15 protein-coding genes and 1 pseudogene are annotated in these 18793 nt (G+C 37.4%); 15 read left to right on the plus strand and 1 reads right to left on the minus strand.

The features are described from left to right. The 13 genes and pseudogenes from parC to CWR48_RS21190 all read left to right on the plus strand — a co-directional run. Window positions 1–2451: a DNA topoisomerase IV subunit A gene (gene parC / locus CWR48_RS07675; RefSeq protein WP_115772660.1), complete on the plus strand. Its 2451-nt coding sequence runs from the start codon at window positions 1–3 to the stop codon at window positions 2449–2451. 161 nt (window positions 2452–2612) lie between these two features. Beyond that, entirely contained in the window at window positions 2613–3755 is a 1143-nt protein-coding gene (locus CWR48_RS07680; RefSeq protein WP_115772661.1) for an acyl-CoA dehydrogenase family protein, read from the plus strand. 33 nt (window positions 3756–3788) lie between these two features. Further along, window positions 3789–5144 carry an acetyl-CoA carboxylase biotin carboxylase subunit gene (locus tag CWR48_RS07685; RefSeq protein WP_115772662.1) on the plus strand — a complete coding sequence of 452 codons (1356 nt, stop codon included), beginning with the start codon at window positions 3789–3791 and terminating at the stop codon, window positions 5142–5144. A gap of 12 nt (window positions 5145–5156) precedes the next feature. Then, window positions 5157–5369 (plus strand): acetyl-CoA carboxylase biotin carboxyl carrier protein subunit, encoded by a 213-nt coding sequence (locus CWR48_RS07690; protein WP_115772663.1) that lies wholly within the window; start codon window positions 5157–5159, stop codon window positions 5367–5369. Window positions 5370–5386: 17 nt separating this feature from the next. After that, window positions 5387–6169 carry an enoyl-CoA hydratase gene (locus tag CWR48_RS07695; RefSeq protein WP_115772664.1) on the plus strand — a complete coding sequence of 261 codons (783 nt, stop codon included), beginning with the start codon at window positions 5387–5389 and terminating at the stop codon, window positions 6167–6169. Between the two features lie 14 nt (window positions 6170–6183). Then, window positions 6184–7713, plus strand: coding sequence for an acyl-CoA carboxylase subunit beta (locus tag CWR48_RS07700; protein ID WP_115772665.1), 1530 nt, complete (start codon window positions 6184–6186; stop codon window positions 7711–7713). A gap of 177 nt (window positions 7714–7890) precedes the next feature. Next, complete coding sequence (locus tag CWR48_RS07705) at window positions 7891–11514, plus strand: dynamin family protein (RefSeq protein ID WP_147294874.1); 3624 nt, start codon at window positions 7891–7893, stop codon at window positions 11512–11514. Window positions 11515–11534: 20 nt separating this feature from the next. Next, window positions 11535–12398, plus strand: a complete 864-nt coding sequence (locus CWR48_RS07710; RefSeq protein ID WP_115772667.1) for a 5'-3' exonuclease — start codon at window positions 11535–11537, stop codon at window positions 12396–12398. A gap of 381 nt (window positions 12399–12779) precedes the next feature. Continuing rightward, on the plus strand, window positions 12780–13700 hold the full coding sequence (gene cysK / locus CWR48_RS07715; RefSeq protein WP_115772668.1) for a cysteine synthase A: 921 nt from the start codon (window positions 12780–12782) through the stop codon (window positions 13698–13700). 15 nt (window positions 13701–13715) lie between these two features. Further along, the gene (locus CWR48_RS07720; RefSeq protein WP_115772669.1) at window positions 13716–14378 is read left to right on the plus strand and encodes a DNA alkylation repair protein; all 663 of its coding nucleotides are present in this window, start codon (window positions 13716–13718) and stop codon (window positions 14376–14378) included. 26 nt (window positions 14379–14404) lie between these two features. Continuing rightward, window positions 14405–15067, plus strand: a complete 663-nt coding sequence (locus CWR48_RS07725) for a peptidylprolyl isomerase (protein ID WP_115772715.1) — start codon at window positions 14405–14407, stop codon at window positions 15065–15067. Between the two features lie 124 nt (window positions 15068–15191). Continuing rightward, window positions 15192–15602 (plus strand): thiol-disulfide oxidoreductase DCC family protein, encoded by a 411-nt coding sequence (locus tag CWR48_RS07730; RefSeq protein ID WP_115772670.1) that lies wholly within the window; start codon window positions 15192–15194, stop codon window positions 15600–15602. 506 nt (window positions 15603–16108) lie between these two features. Further along, window positions 16109–16249: pseudogene (locus CWR48_RS21190) on the plus strand (VOC family protein); the annotation flags it as partial. 467 nt (window positions 16250–16716) lie between these two features. On the opposite strand, the gene CWR48_RS20795 reads toward CWR48_RS21190, so the two are convergent. Continuing rightward, window positions 16717–16806 carry an IS110 family transposase gene (locus CWR48_RS20795; RefSeq protein ID WP_245976763.1) on the minus strand — a complete coding sequence of 30 codons (90 nt, stop codon included), beginning with the start codon at window positions 16804–16806 and terminating at the stop codon, window positions 16717–16719. A gap of 287 nt (window positions 16807–17093) precedes the next feature. Between CWR48_RS20795 and CWR48_RS07740 the strand changes: the two genes are divergently transcribed. Next, entirely contained in the window at window positions 17094–18131 is a 1038-nt protein-coding gene (locus CWR48_RS07740) for a serine hydrolase domain-containing protein (RefSeq protein WP_115772671.1), read from the plus strand. 307 nt (window positions 18132–18438) lie between these two features. Then, on the plus strand, window positions 18439–18711 hold the full coding sequence (locus CWR48_RS07745) for a DUF2277 domain-containing protein (protein WP_115772672.1): 273 nt from the start codon (window positions 18439–18441) through the stop codon (window positions 18709–18711). Window positions 18712–18793 lie beyond the last annotated feature (82 nt).

Here is an 18793-nt window from a genome sequence, read left to right on the forward strand (position 1 = left end):
TTGTCACAACCTGAGAAGTTTTTAGACCTTCCACTCGAAGAAGCAATTGGTGATCGATTCGGTAGGTATAGTAAATATATTATACAAGACAGGGCTTTACCAGATGTCAGAGACGGATTAAAGCCTGTGCAACGTAGAATTTTATATGCAATGCACGTAGAAAAGAATACCCATGATAGAATATTTCGTAAATCTGCAAAAACGGTCGGTAACGTAATTGGGAATTATCATCCACATGGTGATTCCTCCGTATATGAAGCAATGGTTCGCTTGAGTCAGGATTGGAAATTAAGAAACGAATTAATTGAGATGCATGGGAACAACGGGAGTATGGATGGGGACCCGGCAGCAGCAATGCGTTATACGGAGGCGAGACTTTCAGCAATTTCTTCGGAATTACTTCGCGATATTGATAAAGAGACCGTTGATTTTATTCCTAACTTTGATGAAACAACGCTGGAGCCTGTAGTGCTACCAGCTAAATTTCCTAATTTACTCGTAAATGGTTCAACAGGAATATCTGCCGGATATGCAACTGATATTCCCCCGCATAATCTAGCAGAAGTAATCGATGCCGTTATCATGAAGGTCGACAATCCTGAGGCAACCATTGAAGATTTAATGAAAGTTATTAAAGGACCAGACTTCCCTACAGGTGGAATTATACAGGGTGTGGAGGGAATAAAGAAGGCCTATGAGACCGGTCGTGGGAAAATCATTGTTCGTGGGAAAGCGAGAATCGAAGAAATTCGTGGCAATCGTGAACAGATTGTGATTGAGGAAATCCCATTTGAAGTGAACAAAGCAAATATGGTTAAGAAAATGGATGAACTTCGGCTTGATCGCAAGGTAGAGGGAATAGCAGAAGTTCGTGATGAATCGGATCGTACTGGGTTAAGGGTAGTAGTTGAGCTGAAGAAAGAAGTGAATAGTGAAGGTATCTTAAATTACTTATATAAGAATACCGACCTACAAGTGAACTATCATTTCAATATGGTAGCAATCCAGGATCGGACACCAAAACTATTATCGCTATCACAAATACTCGATGCCTATATTGAGCATCAAAAGGAAGTTGTAACACGACAAACAACCTTTGACCTGAAAAAGGCAAAAGATCGTGCACATATTGTGGAAGGATTAATAAAGGCAATTTCGATTCTTGATGAATTAATTGTTACGATCCGTTCTTCAAAGGATAAGCAAGATGCGAAGAAGCGAATTGTTGCTGCATATGATTTCTCGGAAGCGCAAGCAGAAGCAATTGTGATGCTCCAGCTTTATCGCTTAACAAACACCGATATTACACAGCTGCAAAAGGAAGCGGAAGAATTATTCAAACAAATTGAAGATTTAGAAGCGATTCTTGGAAGTGAGAAAGTACTTCTACAATCAATTAAAAAGGATTTACGATTGATTAAGCGGACATTCCAAAATCCAAGAAGAACAGCGATTGAAGACAAAATTGAAGAATTAAAAATTAATATCGAGGTTATGATTGCAAGCGAAGATGTCCTCGTATCGATTTCGAAGGATGGTTACTTGAAGCGTACGAGCTTACGGTCTTATACTGCTTCAAATGGTGAGGATTTAGCGATTAAGGATCAGGATCATCTCGTATCGTTAATGGAAGTAAATACAACAGACAAATTGTTATTGTTCACGAATAAGGGCAAGTATATCATCATTCCTGTCCACGAATTGCCGGATATCCGCTGGAAAGATATTGGGCAGCATCTGTCAAATGTAGTTGCTTTTGATAAAGATGAACACATTATTCAATGTATTCCCATCCGTAAATTTGAGGAAAACAAATATCTATTGTTCTTCACGAAAAATGGAATGGTAAAACGAAGTGAATTAATGCTATATAATGCGCAGCGTCAATCGAAGTCACTCATTGCGTTAAATTTAAAGCAGGATGATGAAGTTGTGAGTGTGCATGTAACAGGTGGAAAGTCTGATGTATTTATTACGTCAAATAAAGGCTTCGGATTATGGTATGCTGAAGAAGAAATAAACGTTGTTGGCCAACGTGCAGCAGGTGTAAAAGCGATTCAATTAAAAGAAGATGAATATGTGGTGAATGGTCAAATATTCTATGAGCTAAGTAATCCATCGCTCTTTATCATTACGCAGCGTGGTGCTGCTAAGCGGATGAGACTTCTGGAATTTGAACGGACAAGTCGTGCGAAAAGAGGACTTGTCATGTTAAGAGACTTGAAGAGTAAGCCACATCGTGTGAGAGGCTTCTTTGTTGTGAATGAGCAGGATAAAGTTAATTTCCGGACATCTAACGGAGAAATCCATCAAGTATTCCCACTCGGATTATCAAATAGTGATCGATATAGCAATGGATCGTTTCTCATCGATACCGAAATTCAAGGGGAGGTCATAGAGGTGTGGAAAGAAGCACAGTATGAACGTCCTTTTGGGGAAGCGGATGCTTGATTAAAGTGATCAGGAAATAAATGCTTTTCTATTTTCCGATTAGAGTATACAATTAAGATATATTTGTAATCATTAAGAATTGATGATATTTTTTCGATTCTTAATGGTTACGTTTATAAATATCTGAATATTTCGGTATATGCGCTTAGGGGGGAGAAATAATGAACTTCGAGTTATCAAAGGAACAGCAAATGATTAAACATATGGTACATGAGTTTGCGGAAGAAGTGATTCGACCTAGAGCTATTGATATTGACAGACTAGCAAAATTTCCAGATGATATTTTTAAGCAAATGGGTGAATTAGGATTACTCGGTATTCCTTTTCCAGAAGAATATGGTGGTTCGGGTGGCGATACATTATCCTATGCAATAGCGGTTGAGGAAATTGGTCGTGTTTGTGGCAGTACTGGGTTAAGCTATGCTGCAGCAGTATCACTTGGAGCGAGTCCGATACATTACTTTGGAACGGAAGATCAAAAGAAGCAATTTTTGAAACCGCTTGCAGAAGGAGCGTCTTTAGGCTCATTTGGATTGACCGAATCAAATGCTGGTTCAGATGCTGGTGGAACAGTAACAACGGCAGTGCTTCAGGATGATTTCTATGTTATTAATGGTGAGAAATGTTTCATTACGAATGCAAGCTACGCTGAAACGTTAATTATCACAGCTGTCACAGTCAAAAATGAGAATGGCAAGAATACGATTTCAGCGTTTATTGTGCCTGCAAATACTGAGGGCGTCAAGATTACGAGTAATTACAACAAAATGGGCATGCGCGGGTCTGATACCGCCGAGATTGTTTTAAATAATGTAAGCGTTCCAAAAGAGAATCTCTTAGGAGAGAAGGATAAAGGATTTAAACAATTTTTATATACCCTTGACGGTGGCAGGATTTCAATAGGTGCACTAGGAGTTGGCATTGCCCAGGCAGCATTAGAAAAGTCATTACAATATGCAAAGGGTCGCAAACAATTTGGAAAATCCATTTCAAGCTTTCAAGCAGTTCAATTTAAACTTGCGGACATGGCAATGGAGGTAGAGCTTGCTAGAAATATGGTACATAAAGCAGCATGGCTAAAGGATCAAGGGAAACCCTTTAGTAAGGAAGCGGCATTTGCAAAGTTATTTGCTACCGAAACGGCTTTCCGCTCCGCAAATCAAGCGGTACAAATTCACGGTGGATATGGGTACATGCGTGAATACGAGGTTGAGCGGTACTTAAGAGACGCAAAGTTACTAGAAATTGGCGAAGGAACTTCAGAGATTCAGCGACTTGTTATTGCTAGAGAACTAGGTTGTTAGAAACAAAATAACAAGTGAAATGGGTGAGCATACATGATTAAAAAAGTACTGGTCGCAAATCGAGCTGAAATTGCTGTGCGGATTATCCGTACTTGCAAAAAACTTGGTATAAAAACTGTTGCAATTTACTCGGAAGCGGATGAAAAAGCACCACATGTCAAATCGGCTGATGAAGCCTATCTTATCGGTCCGTCCCGTGTTAGTGAAAGTTATGTAAAGGTCGAGAAAATTCTTGAAATTGCTAAATTGTCCGGTGTCGATGCGATTCATCCAGGATATGGCTTTCTGAGTGAGAATGCTGCATTTGCTGATCGTTGTAGTCATGAAGGGATGATATTTATTGGACCGACAAGTAAGGTAATCGAGCAAATGGGGGATAAGATAAAGGCGCGGAAATTAATGACAGAAGCGGGTGTTCCTGTGATTCCAGGGGAAAATACTGCAATATCTTCTTTAGCCGAAGCAATGGAGATAGCAGAAGAGCTTGGATTTCCGGTAATGTTAAAGGCTGCTGCAGGTGGCGGTGGTATCGGCATGCAAGTCGTTCGCAGTGCAGAAGAATTGCAGCCGGCGTTTGAAAGTAACTCCAAACGGGCCTTAACATTTTTCGGTGATGGCTCGATGTTTATAGAAAAGAAGATCGACAATGCACGTCATATTGAAATTCAATTACTAGCAGATAAACACGGGAATGTGATTCACCTATTTGAGCGAGATTGCTCAGTCCAAAGAAGAAATCAAAAAGTGATTGAAGAAGCTCCATCGACGTTTATTACGGAGTCAACTCGTAACGCAATGGGTGAAGCAGCGATTATGGCAGCAAAAGCTATCGGTTATACAAATGCCGGAACGATCGAATTTTTAGTAGATGAATCGGAAAGTTTTTATTTTCTAGAAATGAATACAAGAATTCAAGTAGAACATCCTGTCACGGAAGAAATTACGGGGATTGACATTGTCGAACAACAAATTCGGATTGCAAATGGTGAAAAACTCGATTACAAGCAGGAAGATTTTACGATTAATGGTCATGCAATTGAGGCACGAATCTATGCAGAGGACCCAAACACCTTCTATCCCTCACCAGGTCATATTACAACTTTAGTTTTACCAAAGGGTGAACATATTCGACATGAACTAGCGATAAAAAATAACTATGATGTCACTCCCTTCTATGATCCGATGATTGCAAAATTAATCGTTACAGCAGTAAGTCGAGGGGATGCAATTACATTATTAAAGGGTGCACTAGAGGAGTACAAGATTGAAGGTATTAAGACAAATATTCCGCTACTGTTAAACATCGTGAATCATGATGCATTTATTAAAGGTGCGACTACAACAGATTTTATTGAAAAACATGTAAAAATGAAGACTAAAGATAAATGAGGAGGAAACGAAATGGAAGAAATACGTGCAAGTATGGCAGGGAATATTTGGAAGATTACCGTTAAACCTGGCGATGTTGTTGAAGAAGGTCAGGATGTTGTAATTTTAGAATCGATGAAAATGGAAATTCCAATTGCGGCAGAAGATGGTGGCACTGTAAAAGAGTTAATGGTTGCTGAAGGTGATTTTGTAAATGAAGGCGATATCATCGCGATAATTGAATAGAGGGACGGGGAGGTAGCATGGATCAGTTTATCAAGCTTAATCGGGATAGACAGCATATTGCAATTATCATGTTAAATCGACCGGAAGCAGCAAATGCAATGTCGAGGGAACTCCTTCATCAATTAAATCGAGCGCTACAGGAGGTTAATGAGGATGCCTCGATTTATACAACGATAATTACAGGTTCGGGCGAAAAGGCATTTTGTGCAGGTGCTGACTTGAAAGAAAGAAGAAAAATGACAAATGATACGGTAATCGATACTGTATCATATATTGGTAACACGGTGAGTGCTATTGAACATATACGAATGCCGGTAATAGCGGCAATTAATGGTGCTGCATTTGGCGGTGGATTGGAGCTAGCATTGGCATGTGATATCCGAATTGCTGCTGAGGATGTAAGAATGGGATTAACAGAAACATCGCTCGCGATTATCCCAGGCGCTGGGGGAACACAGCGTTTGCCCCGTTTAATCGGTTTAGGTCAAGCGAAGCGGCTTATCTTCTCAGCAAAGCCGATTTTAGCAGATGAGGCTTTAAAGATTGGCTTGGTGGACCAAGTCGTGACCAAGGAAAATTTGCTTGGTGAAGCAATCCAGCTTGCTGAAACTATCGCAGCCAATGGCCCAATTGCAATCGAGCAAGCAAAGCTAGCAATCAATACTGGAATGCAAACAGATTTATCATCGGGAATTGTAATTGAACATGAAGCATATAAGAAAACAATACCGACAGCAGATCGATTAGAAGGATTGTATGCCTTTTACGAAAAAAGAAAGCCCATGTATAGAGGGAAATAATGGAGGGAAGGTCCATGTCGTCTACCGAGGAATTAAAAGCAAGGATCGATAAAATAGAACAAGGTGGCCATGAGAAATACCATTCAAAAAACAAAGAAAGAGGAAAGCTCTTTGTTCGTGAGCGTTTAGCATTATTATTTGATGAAGGTATCGAAATTGAGGATGCATTTTTCGCTAATTGCATGGATGATTCACTCCCATCAGATGGTGTTGTCACAGGGATTGGCAAAATTAATGGGCAAAAGGTTTGTGTGATGGCAAATGATTCTACCGTTAAGGCAGGATCATGGGGAAAGCGCACCGTTGAAAAAATTCTCCGGATTCAGGAAACGGCAGAGAAGCTGGAGCTACCGATGATTTATTTAGTTGACTCTGCTGGAGCAAGAATTACCAATCAAATTGAGATGTTTCCTGGAAGGCGTGGTGCGGGGAGAATATTCCATAACCAAATTAAATTGTCTGGACGTGTTCCACAAATATGCTTATTATTTGGACCATCCGCTGCAGGCGGTGCGTATATCCCAGCTTTTTGTGATGTCGTCGTTATGGTTGATGGAAATGCCTCGATGTATTTAGGTTCACCAAGAATGGCAGAAAAAGTGATTGGTGAGAAAGTGACGCTCGAGGAAATGGGTGGTGCGAGAATGCATACTACCATTTCGGGTGTAGGTGACGTTTTAGTAAAGTCAGAAGCGGAAGCAATTCAGTATGCAAAGCGCTATTTAAGCTATTTTCCAGCTAATTTTAGGTCGAGACCAGGTTTGGTGGCTGGGAAAGAAGTAAAGCCTTTTGAAAAGTCGATATCGGAAATTATTCCTGAAAATCAAAATGCAGCATTTAATATGTATGACCTAATTGATCGGATAATTGATGAAGATTCTTTCTGTGAAATCAAGAAGAAATTTGCTGCAGAGCTTATCACTGGAGTTGCAAGGATTAATGGCAGATCGATCGGGATTATTGCGAATCAGCCACGGGTAAAAGGTGGAGTACTTTTTACAGATTCGGCTGATAAGGCGGCAAAGTTTATCCAGCTTTGTGATGCATTCAATATCCCGTTATTATTCCTTACCGATGTTCCAGGATTTATGATAGGTACAAAGGTTGAAAGAGAAGGGATTATTCGTCATGGTGCAAAGATGCTGTCTTCTATGAGTGAAGCTACTGTACCGAAGATCTCTGTCATCGTTCGAAAGGCATATGGTGCAGGTTTATACGCGATGGCAGGACCGGCATTTGACCCAGATTGTGTCATCGCCTTTCCAAATGCACAAATAGCAGTCATGGGGGCAGAAGCAGCGATTAATGCGGTAAATGCAAATAAAATAGCGGCATTACCAGAGGAAGAACGTGCAGCATATATTAAAGAAAAACAAGATGAATATCGAAGAGAAATTGATATCTATCGATTGGCTTCGGAAATGGTTGTTGATACAATCATCAATCCTGATGACTTGAGGAAGGAATTAAACGCTCGATTCTCGATTTATGAGGATAAGAAAATCGTATTTACTGAAAGAAAGCATGGCGTTTATCCAGTGTAGACGAAAAAAACTTTGGTAAAGCCTACCAAAGTTTTTTTACTGTATATAGTTAACAATAATAATATTATGTGAACAAGAAGTTGGAAATTAGAATATTATAAATGATTTGCATAGAATATAAAAGAAAAGTTTCGTATAATAGGGGTTAAGTTGGGATACGGGAAGGGCTTGAAGACAATGAAATTAAAAGAAGAAATTAAATCACAAACGACATTTCCACATTTGGTAGCGCTATATCAGCTAATGATTGATAATGGGGATCAAGCAACAGCTGAGAAAATAATCGATTTATACGAGAAACTAGAAAAAGAGGAATTTACCATTAGTTTTTCTGGACATTTTTCTGCTGGAAAATCATCGATGATTAATGCGCTAATTGGCGCTGACCTTCTAGCAAAAAGTCCGGTACCGACTAGTGCAAACATCGTGAAAATAAGTGCTGGCGATGGTTCTGCCCTTGTTTATTTTCATAATGATGACGTAATCGAATTCAAAGAGCCATATGATTTGGATATGATCAAAGCATATTCGATGGATAAAGATACCATTAAAAAAATCGAAATACGAACGAGTGAGGATGTAATACCTGCTGGTGTAAGCATTATGGATACACCTGGGATTGATGCGGCAGATGACGCCGATCGATTAATTACGGAGGCTTCTCTACATCTTGTGGACGTGTTGTTCTATGTGATGGATTATAATCATGTGCAATCAGAAGTGAATTTGCGGTTTTTGAAATCTATTCAGGAGAAAGGGATTCCTTTCTATACGATAATTAATCAAATCGACAAGCATGATGAAAGTGAAATATCCTTCAAGCAGTACGTTTCAAAAATCAAACAAACGTTTGATCAATGGAATTTGTTTCCAAAGGACATCTATTTCACTTCATTATTGGATGAGACGATACAATATAGTCAGTTTTCTCGATTAAAGCATTTCCTTTATGAGCAAATATTTGAGGGAAAAAATCGTTTATTTCAAATGGACCAATCTATTCAGCAAGTGGTCAGTGAACATAAAGGTTTTCTAAAACAGAAATATGAGGAATCGACGATTGATTTAAATCCTTACACAACAACGCAAATTGAGACGAGTAAATTAGAAATCGAGTCATTAACGACCCGAATGGATGAGTTGCAACAAATACCGTTAGCATTTGAAAAGGATTTTAATCATGAGATACATGCAACATTAGATAATGCCTATATCATGCCAGCTAGTCTACGTGATAAGGTAGAGTCATTTCTAGAGTCGCAGCAAAAGAATTTTAAAGTTGGATTCTTTTCTTCCGCAAAAAAAATAGCCGATGAAAAAAACAATCGTTTATCTGACTTTTTGTCGACATTACAGGGAAATATAGATGCATTAATACAGTGGAAGCTTCGTGAAAAAATTTTAAAACTGGCAAATCAATATGGCATACAAAATAGTGATTTACAAAAGCAAATCCAGGCATTATCTATCATTTTTAACGCTACGGATATTATCGAAATTATAAAATCAGGAGCTAAGGTTAATGGTGATTATGTGCTCATTTACACGAAAGATGTGACTGCAGATATTAAGCAGAAATTCAACCAAGCAGCAAAGCAGTTACTTGGACGTCTTAAAACAAATTTAGAAGAAGAACTTCGTGTAAAAATAGAAAAAGTGAATTCACTGCTTGTAGAACATAAACAAATATTGGCGACACAAGGTAAGTACGACAGTCTCCAGGTTGAGCTCGATGCACAGTACAGACAATTGGAGCAGCAATTGGAATCGCCGAATCCATCACAATTTGCATATGAACTCCTTGAAACTGCTCGGGAGAAACAGCAGAACATGATAAAACAGGTCAGTAGTCCGCTTCCAAATGCAATTACCGTAAAAGAGTCGGAGCCAGAAGAAAGGCATAGAGAAGAAACGAAACAAGCAAAAAATTTTGAGCTGGATTCCATCTTAAAGAATCTTGAGGAAACCATTCATGTCATTGAGGATTTGCCTAGTTTTGCATCGCTCAAACAAGATTTAATGAATAGGCAAGATCAATTAACAAATCGTACGTTTACGATTGCTCTATTCGGAGCATTTAGTGCAGGAAAATCATCGTTTGCAAATGCGCTTATGGGTGAAAATGTATTACCTGTTTCACCGAATCCAACAACGGCAGTAGTAAACCGGATTCGTCCAGTAACGGAAACATCAAAGCATGGGGATGTCATCATATCTTTAAAAGATGAAGATTCCCTAGTAAATGATCTGCGGTTAATTACAAAGAAATTTTCTCCAAAAGAAATGACATTAGAAGGCTTATTAGCTTGGGTTAAAGCGAATCGAATCCACCAAGACGAAAAGCTAAATAAAATGTATCAATCCCATTTACAAGCGATGCTTGCTGGATTCGAAGCAAATCAAGCAAATATTGGCAAGCAATTAACAATTTCACTAGAGGAATTTGCAGCTTATGTGACGGATGAGACAATGGCATGTTATTTTGAGGCGATAGATTTGTATTATGATTGTTCATTAACAAGACAAGGGATTGTCCTCGTTGATACGCCAGGAGCGGATTCTGTTAATGCAAGGCACACGAACGTTGCCTTTGATTATATTAAACACGCCGATGCGATTTTATATGTTACGTATTATAATCATGCATTGTCACGAGCCGATCGAGACTTTCTTCTTCAATTAGGACGTGTGAAGGAATCATTTGAACTGGATAAAATGTTTTTTATCGTAAATGCCGCAGACCTTGCTTCTGACCAAAAGGAGCTTGAAATGGTTACAGACTATGTGCAGGAACAGTTATTACAATTAGGAATTCGTTTACCAAATCTATATCCAGTTTCGAGTAAAAACGCATTAATTGATAAGCAATCCAATCAAAGGTTAAATCAGCAAATGCAATATTTTGAGAATCATTTCTATCAATTTATTCATCATGATTTAACTGCACTAACGGTTGAATCGGCCAGATGGGATATAACAAGAACATTTCAAACGATGAAACATTCTATTGAAACCTTACAATTGGATGAGAATCAAAAGGATGCTTATAAACAGCGTCTTATAATGAAAAAGGAGCAGCTTGTTACAGAAATTACTTCAATCAAGGCAACGGTTAATGAAGAACGGTTAATACAAAAAATTGATAAGCAGTTGTATTTTGTAATCGAACGATTATCGATTCGGTTCCACGATATGTACAAGGAATTCTTTAATCCAACTACCGTTACTGATTCTGGAAGAATGGCTAGGGTGCAATTAAGAAATAATCTAGAGGGCTTAATTGATTATGTTGCAAATGAACTATACCAGGAGCTCCAAGCAATTTCATTACGGATTGAACAGTTTACACAAGGGGAAGTCTCGAATGTATATAAGTATATTATGAATAAGGGAAAACAAGCGGATTCTATCTTTGTCTTACCAAATTTTAGCGGATTTGATATGGAAACCCCGAAATACGAACACGGGTTCTATTCCCTTGATTTCGGCATATTTGATGGAGCAATCGCTACTTTTAAAGGTACAAAAGCTTTCTTTGAAAAGAATGAAAAAGAACAATTGAAAGAGCAGCTGTATACGATTCTCTTACCTATTGTAAAAGATTATATCAACTTGAATAAAGCAACTATGTTAGAATATTACGTAGAGGCGCTCAATCGATTTGTAATGGACATAAAAGATAATGCAATCGATTCTGTAACGGTACTGTTAGATAGTCATTTGAAAATGATGGTAACAGCGATGGAACTATCCATTTTATCGGAAAAAGAAGAAAAGCTAAAAGCAATTATTGAGCAATAAGGTGAAAAGGAAGTGTCATAATGGATAGAAATAAAATACTTTTAGTAGATGGAATGGCGTTATTATTCCGTGGGTTCTTCGCAACTTCCTTTAGAGGTAACTTTATGCGAACGAGTCAGGGGGTGCCGACGAATGGAATCTACCAGTTTATCCGCTATTTCACGGATGCTGTTAATAAGTTTGAACCAACACATATCATTTGCTGCTGGGACATGGGAAGTAAAACCTTCCGTACAGATCTCTATGATGGGTATAAAGCAAATAGAGGAGCACCACCAGAAGAACTTGTTCCACAATTTGATCTAATTAAGGAAGTAGTAGACTCCTTTGATATGCCGAATATTGGCGTAGTGAATTATGAAGCGGATGATTGTATCGGTACATTGGCAAATGATTTCCGCCTAGAACATGATGTCATTATCTTAACTGGTGATCAGGACATGCTCCAGCTTGTAGAAAATGGTGTTGAAGTAGCAATCATGAAGAAGGGAATTGGCAATTACGATATCTATACAATCGATAACTTTTATGAGAAAAAGGGAATTACACCTAATCAGGTAATTGATATTAAGGGGTTAATGGGTGATACAGCAGATAATTATCCTGGCGTTAAAGGGATTGGTGAGAAGACAGCGACGAAATTGATTCAAGAGTATGGATCAATTGATAATTTATTGGAAAATATCGACCAACTCTCTAAGGGTATCCAGACGAAAATTAAAGAAAATATTGATCTGCTTCATTTATCTCGAAATCTAGCAGAAATTAAATGTGATGTGCCAATCACCTGTTCAATTGAAACAGCAATTTGGAAATATGATAAAATAAAAGTAGAGGCAAAATTTGCTGAGTTAGAATTTAAAAACATTGCCAATTTATTTTAAAAAAAGTGAATAATAATTAGGAGAAAAGCGCAAAAATTCATTGCGCTTTTTATTTTTGTTCGATACCCGCACTGTATATGTAAATAGGGGTATAGGTATATTAAAAGGATGTATTTTCTGTTTTAATAATATGTGGGGGGTTTATGCTGATAAGGGTATTAGTATATAGGTAGTTTTGTATCTATTGGTGTATATGTGTTCAATGTGTTAATTATTTTTTTGATGTAAGGGTATATTATTTTCGGGTATTTCGATGGTTGCTTCTGAAGAATAGTCAAATGATGATTGATAGTGTTGGGTTGTTGTTAACGCTATAATTAACTATAATTGGAAATGGGAGTTGTTAACTTTTAAACTAAATAGAAAGCGGGTTAATAAATCATGCGTGTAGTAGAAAATATTACAGAGCTAATCGGTCAAACGCCGATGGTCAGGCTTAAGAAACTTGTGCCCGCTGATGCTGCCGATGTGTATATTAAGCTGGAAATGTTTAATCCTAGTAAAAGTGTAAAAGATCGCGCAGCATACAATATGATTAAAGTTGCAGAAGAGCAAGGGATTATTAAGCCTGGTGACACAATTATTGAACCAACAAGCGGCAATACTGGTATCGGACTAGCAATGACGGTTGCTGCAAAAGGGTATAAATCTATTTTAGTTATGCCAGATAACAGTACGATGGAAAGAAGACAGATATTAAAAGCATATGGAGCAAAAATTGTCTTAACACCAAGTGAAGAAAAAATGCCCGGCGCGATAAAGAAGGCAATGGAATTGAAGGAAGAAATACCTGGAAGTTTTATTCCGCAGCAATTTGAAAATCAGGCTAATCCTGACATCCACCGAACAACAACAGCAATTGAGATTCTCGAACAAACGGATGGTGGTTTGGATGCATTTGTTTGTACGGCAGGGACTGGCGGAACCGTAACAGGAACAGGTGAAAAATTAAAGGAAAAGCTTCCAAATTTACATATTGCAGTTGTAGAACCTAAAGGGTCTCCGGTCCTTTCGGGTGGAAAGCCGGGGAAACATATATTAGTAGGGACAAGCCCTGGTTTTATTCCATCGATTCTAAATACGGACATTTTTGATGAGATTATCCAAATGGATGATCATGATGCTATTCAAATGTTACGCAAGCTTGCCCAAATGGAAGGTATTTTTATTGGCCCATCTGGTGCAGCGGCTGTACATGCAGCAATCGGTGTTGCGAAGCGGCTTGGAAAAGGAAAGAGAGTTGTATGCATTGCACCTGATACTGGGGAGCGATATTTAAGTATGGATCTATTTGAACAGTAATAAAGGGGGAAACAAATGTACATTAACCAGCTAATTCCGATACTTGCAGAGAATCAGAATAAAGTAGATGCAGTAAAGATGGAAAAATATATGAGAAATAAATTTCCATTCTTGGGGATTCGCGCACCAGAGAGAAAAGCATTGATGAGAAGATTCTATCAGGAGACAATGATTTTAAAAGAGCCATTTCAAGTAGATTTCGTTTTTTCATTATGGAAGCAGGCTGAGCGGGAATACCAAAACGCTGCATTAGATTATATTGAACGCTCACTGAAGAAGCTGGAGAAAGAGCATTTGTCGTTAATTGAAAAATTAATTACGACAAAATCATGGTGGGATACTGTTGATTTGCTGGCATCTAAGGCAGTTGGCAAAATTACGAGGGACAATCCTGAAGTCATTGATGAGACGATTGAGGGATGGGCAACAAGTGATAATATTTGGCTGCAGCGCACAGCTATACTATTCCAGCTGAAATATAAGCAAGATACTGATGAAAAATTACTATATCGCTATATTCAGCTACATAAGGATAGTAATGAGTTTTTCATCCAAAAAGCGATTGGCTGGGCCTTAAGGGAATATTCGAAAACAAATTCAGCATCTGTTAAGCGGTTTATTGAGGGTAATAAGCTTGCTAAATTAAGTATTCGTGAAGGAAGTAAATACTTAGATTAATATTGAAAAATGACATAGTGGAGATGATGAAAATGAAAAGAGTACTTTTATTAATTGGTGTATTGATTGTCGGTTTACTAGCAGCGTGTGGAACTACATCGTCTGACGATAATAGTAATGAGAATAGTTCAGATCAACAAGAAACGTCGAACTATCCAACAGATGTTGCAGAGAACCCAGTGGTCAAAATCACAATGGAAAATGATGAACAAATCGTACTAGAATTATATCCAGAAATTGCACCGAATACGGTAGCAAACTTTATTTCTTTAGCGGAAGAGGGCTACTATGATGGATTAATTTTTCACCGCGTAATTCCGCAGTTTATGATTCAGGGAGGAGACCCTGATGGCAATGGAACAGGTGGACCTGGATATGGAATTAAAGGTGAATTTAGCTCCAATGGATTTGAGAATGAGTTAATCCATGAGCGCGGGGTTATCTCAATGGCAAGATCAAGTGCTCCTGATTCTGCCGGTTCCCAGTTCTTCATTATGGTCGCAGATTCGCCATATCTTGACGGGGAATACGCCTCATTTGGAAAAGTTACTGAAGGGATGGAAGTAGCAGATAATATCGTTTCAGTAGAACGTGGTGCTGCTGATAAACCACTGGAAGATCAAAAGATGAAAACAGTCGAAGTGGACACAAAGGGATATAATTATCCGAAACCTGAAGTGATTGAATGATGATAGTAGAGCGGGCGTAATGCTGGCTCTCTTTTTAATGTTCATTTCGATGTTATTTAAGCAACATGAGGGGAATTGATAACATATTATCGTATAATAGAGATAAGTAACTAGGGGGGATTTCATGAGCAAAATTATCCTATTCGATGGTGTATGTAATTTTTGCAGTAGTAGTGTAAATTTTATTATAGAACGTGACAAGCGTGCGATATTTAAATTTGGTTCATTGCAAAGCGAGTTAGGTGAAATGCTGAAAAATAAAGCAGGTCTGCCTGAAGATACGGATAGCATTATTCTGATTGAAAATGGTAAAGCCTATGATAAATCCACAGCGGCACTCCGGATTAGCAAGGAATTAGATGGATTATGGAGGCTTTTTTATGTATTTATTATCGTTCCTAAGCCTTTAAGGGATATAGCCTATAATATCTTGGCGAGGAATAGGTATAAATGGTTTGGTCAAATGGATCAGTGTATGATTCCATCACGAGAAATTAGAGATAGGTTTTTGGGCGGTACTTTTAAAAGAAGGTAATATCTTCAATGGCGATTGTGGAATAACGATGCAAACTATCGATGGGAAAACATTACCTAAATTTGTTTCCACATTATAAAAGAACATTGCAATAAAGGATTTGCAACAGAAGCAGCATTGGTATGTATGGAATACGCATTTTAATTGGAATTGAATTAGGAATCCAGTTGTAAGGCACTCACTTTGTGGGAGCCTTTCTTTATTGTGGATCGTTCTTTATAATAAACAACAAAAATTATGAGTGAGAAAATTACCGGGGTTATACATTTTATAACGAACAAAAGGGGAGAGTGACGGTCAATATCTTCTCCTAATATTTCTGTAATATTAATTATTCTTTCTTCATCATCTAGCATTCCTTTAAGTCGTTTACCTCTTTTTATTCGTTTCCATGTTAATACAATTGTTGAGTATGAAGGAAAATGTACAGTGCTATTTACATATATTTTAGGTTTTTGTATAATTAAATAGTGTGAATTATCAAAATATTAAGGGGCGAAGAAATTATGAAAAGAGAATTATTAAGGGTAGGAACTACTTATATACCAGTAACTAATGTAGACCTTTTTTCGGATTGATATATCAATAAATTAGATGCAAACTTAAGCTTCAAAGATGAAGATAAAGCGATTAGAGGATATGTTGATTCGTACAGACTTATGGGAAACATTCAGTAAATAAAATTATTTAAAAATCCAGTTATAGTTGTTGCACTACCATGAAAATAAACTTCTGTAACCTATCAAAAATGGCAATACTAAAGAAGACGCAGCTTATTCATTTTTTAAAGAAGAGGAGAGCGCCTAATTAATTGATCTTATTGTAGATAAGTTGACTAGGTTAAGATGCTTCAGGCTCTTGTAAAGTTACTGTGTATCCTAAGCTTTCGAGTCTTCGTAATGAATGTCGAACAAGGGATTGCTGTCTTTGTTTATCAAAGTAGTCTTCGCCTAAGTCTATATACATTTCTTTCCGTGTTAAGAGATAATACGAGATACGCAATATGGCATGAGCTACCACAATTCCTGCTCGTTTCTTACCTTTTCGTGATACAATGCGCCAAGGTAATTTTTAGAACCTCTTACAGAATGGGCTGCTTCTGTTAATGCTGATCTTAAATATTTGTTCCCTTTTTTGTTTTAGTTGATTTCCTTTTTCCAGCACTTTCGTTATGTCCAGGAACTAATCCTGCCCAGGAACACATATGAGCCGCACTAGGAAACTGTTTTTTTATATCTGTCCCAATCTCGGATAGGATTTTGTTCTGCCATTCTAGTCGCAATACCAGGAATTGAATCTAATCTTTCAACATCTTCTTAATAAACGCTCACTCTATCAGCATTTTCATTCTCTGTGGTGAAGCGCTGATTTTTGCGCTTCATGGATGGCTAATGGGGCAGTTTTGTCCAACAAAAAATCTATTTTCCAAATATATACTAGAACGTATATTCGTGTTATAATTTCATAATAAAGTTAACCAGGGGGAGAATAATGAAATTAAAAAACATCAATATTGAAGAAAGAATGGAACATTATAATGTAAACGGTTTAAGTATTGCAATGTTCGAAGAAGGTCAAATCAGCGGAACAGGAAACTACGGGTTACTTGAAGTTAAAAGTGATAGAAAAGTAAGTGATAAGTCCATTTTTAGTGCGTGTTCCATTAGTAAATTCTTAACTGGTATGATAGCAATAAGGTTACTAGAAGAAGGGTATCTTGATTTAGATCAAAATGTAAATGAAAGACTTGTAACTTGGAAAGTACCAGAAAATAAATATACCCAAAATAAAAAAGTTACTCTGAGAAACTTGCTTAGTCATCAATCTGGAATCAAGGACCATGAAGGTAGTTTTTCAGAGCTGAATTCTGAAATAGGTCATCCTTCGATGGTTGAATTGTTAGAGGGAAAATCACATTATTGTAAGGTTCCAATTGAAGTTCAATTCGAGCCAGAGAGTGAATTCCATTATTCAGATGCAGGCTATTGTATTATTCAGCAACTAATAGAAGATGTGACGAAAAAGCAGTATTATCAAGCGGTAAATGAACTCATATTTAAACCATTAAGAATGGAAAGTAGCTATTTAAATACAACTATGTTAGAGATAGATAAAAAAGAATTTGCTTGTGGTCATAATAAAAATGGAGAATTGGTAGAAGGAAAATATCCTATTTACCCTTATCCAGCAGCTTCAGGGTTATGGACAACTTCATTAGATTTATCTGTATTAGTCCTTGAACTAATGAACGCCTTAAAAGGAGAAAGTAAAATTGGATTCTCAAAAAGTTTAGCTAAAGAAATAATAACCTCTCAAAGAGGAAAAAGCTGGACTGGATTAGGTGTATTTCTAGAGGGTTGTGAAAAAGAATTAGAAATTACATCTATGGGTTGGGGAATAGGTTTTCAGTGTATGATGGTGGCGTACCCACACATGGCAAAAGGTGCCGTCATTATGACGAATGCAGAATTAGGTATTCATCAATTGGAAGGGATTATTGGGGAGATTTATAAATCTATTATCTCTTAACAAGCGTTACGTTAAGAGCGATAAGAATTATTTGAAACATGGGTTTTTAAAAATGGACTTTTGTATGCCTATAAATTTCATCTTCAACTAAAGGTCAACCAGAAAAATCTGGTTAACCTTATATTACGATCTAGTGTATTAGTTGAAGATGAAATAAGCTTCAGCTATTTCTTTCTTCTTGTACTATAGGGCAGGTGTTAGTTGAACAAGGAATGTTATGATAATATCAAAGTGTCCTACATAATAAAATAGTGAAATCAATGGATATGGACTTATGGTTAGAACGAAAACAAAAAGGAGAATCTTTATGTGCAGAAACATTAGAACATTATTTAATTTTGATCCACCAGCTACCAATGAAGAAATTCATGCGGCTTCTTTGCAGTTCGTCAAAAAGATAACAGGCTATAACAAACCATCAAAGATTAACGAAGAGGCATTTAATCGGGCAATCAATGAAATAGCTATAGTCACAAGTAATTTATTGAATACGTTGGAGACCAGTGCGGAGCCTCGTAATCGAGAGGCAGAAGCTGAGCGTGCGCGCATTAGATCAGTTAAAAGATTTGGAACAAAATAATTAGAACTAAAGAAAAGAGATTAAGAAATTAATTTAACTTTATGTGTGATTTCATCAGTCGAAATAAAAAAGAATTCTTATT

Origin of the sequence: Oceanobacillus arenosus (genome assembly GCF_003369575.1) — a bacterium.
Lineage (GTDB): Bacteria > Bacillota > Bacilli > Bacillales > Amphibacillaceae > Oceanobacillus > Oceanobacillus arenosus.

Coding starts and splice junctions, on each gene's coding strand:
- CWR48_RS07680 (WP_115772661.1), top strand. CDS start 2,613: ATGAACTTCGAGTTATCAAAGGAACAGCAAATGATTAAACATATGGTA.
- CWR48_RS07685 (WP_115772662.1), top strand. CDS start 3,789: ATGATTAAAAAAGTACTGGTCGCAAATCGAGCTGAAATTGCTGTGCGG.
- CWR48_RS07690 (WP_115772663.1), top strand. CDS start 5,157: ATGGAAGAAATACGTGCAAGTATGGCAGGGAATATTTGGAAGATTACC.
- CWR48_RS07695 (WP_115772664.1), top strand. CDS start 5,387: ATGGATCAGTTTATCAAGCTTAATCGGGATAGACAGCATATTGCAATT.
- CWR48_RS07700 (WP_115772665.1), top strand. CDS start 6,184: ATGTCGTCTACCGAGGAATTAAAAGCAAGGATCGATAAAATAGAACAA.
- CWR48_RS07705 (WP_147294874.1), top strand. CDS start 7,891: ATGAAATTAAAAGAAGAAATTAAATCACAAACGACATTTCCACATTTG.
- CWR48_RS07710 (WP_115772667.1), top strand. CDS start 11,535: ATGGATAGAAATAAAATACTTTTAGTAGATGGAATGGCGTTATTATTC.
- cysK (WP_115772668.1), top strand. CDS start 12,780: ATGCGTGTAGTAGAAAATATTACAGAGCTAATCGGTCAAACGCCGATG.
- CWR48_RS07720 (WP_115772669.1), top strand. CDS start 13,716: ATGTACATTAACCAGCTAATTCCGATACTTGCAGAGAATCAGAATAAA.
- CWR48_RS07725 (WP_115772715.1), top strand. CDS start 14,405: ATGAAAATGAAAAGAGTACTTTTATTAATTGGTGTATTGATTGTCGGT.
- CWR48_RS07730 (WP_115772670.1), top strand. CDS start 15,192: ATGAGCAAAATTATCCTATTCGATGGTGTATGTAATTTTTGCAGTAGT.
- CWR48_RS20795 (WP_245976763.1), bottom strand. CDS start 16,806: ATGTGTTCCTGGGCAGGATTAGTTCCTGGACATAACGAAAGTGCTGGA.
- CWR48_RS07740 (WP_115772671.1), top strand. CDS start 17,094: ATGAAATTAAAAAACATCAATATTGAAGAAAGAATGGAACATTATAAT.
- CWR48_RS07745 (WP_115772672.1), top strand. CDS start 18,439: ATGTGCAGAAACATTAGAACATTATTTAATTTTGATCCACCAGCTACC.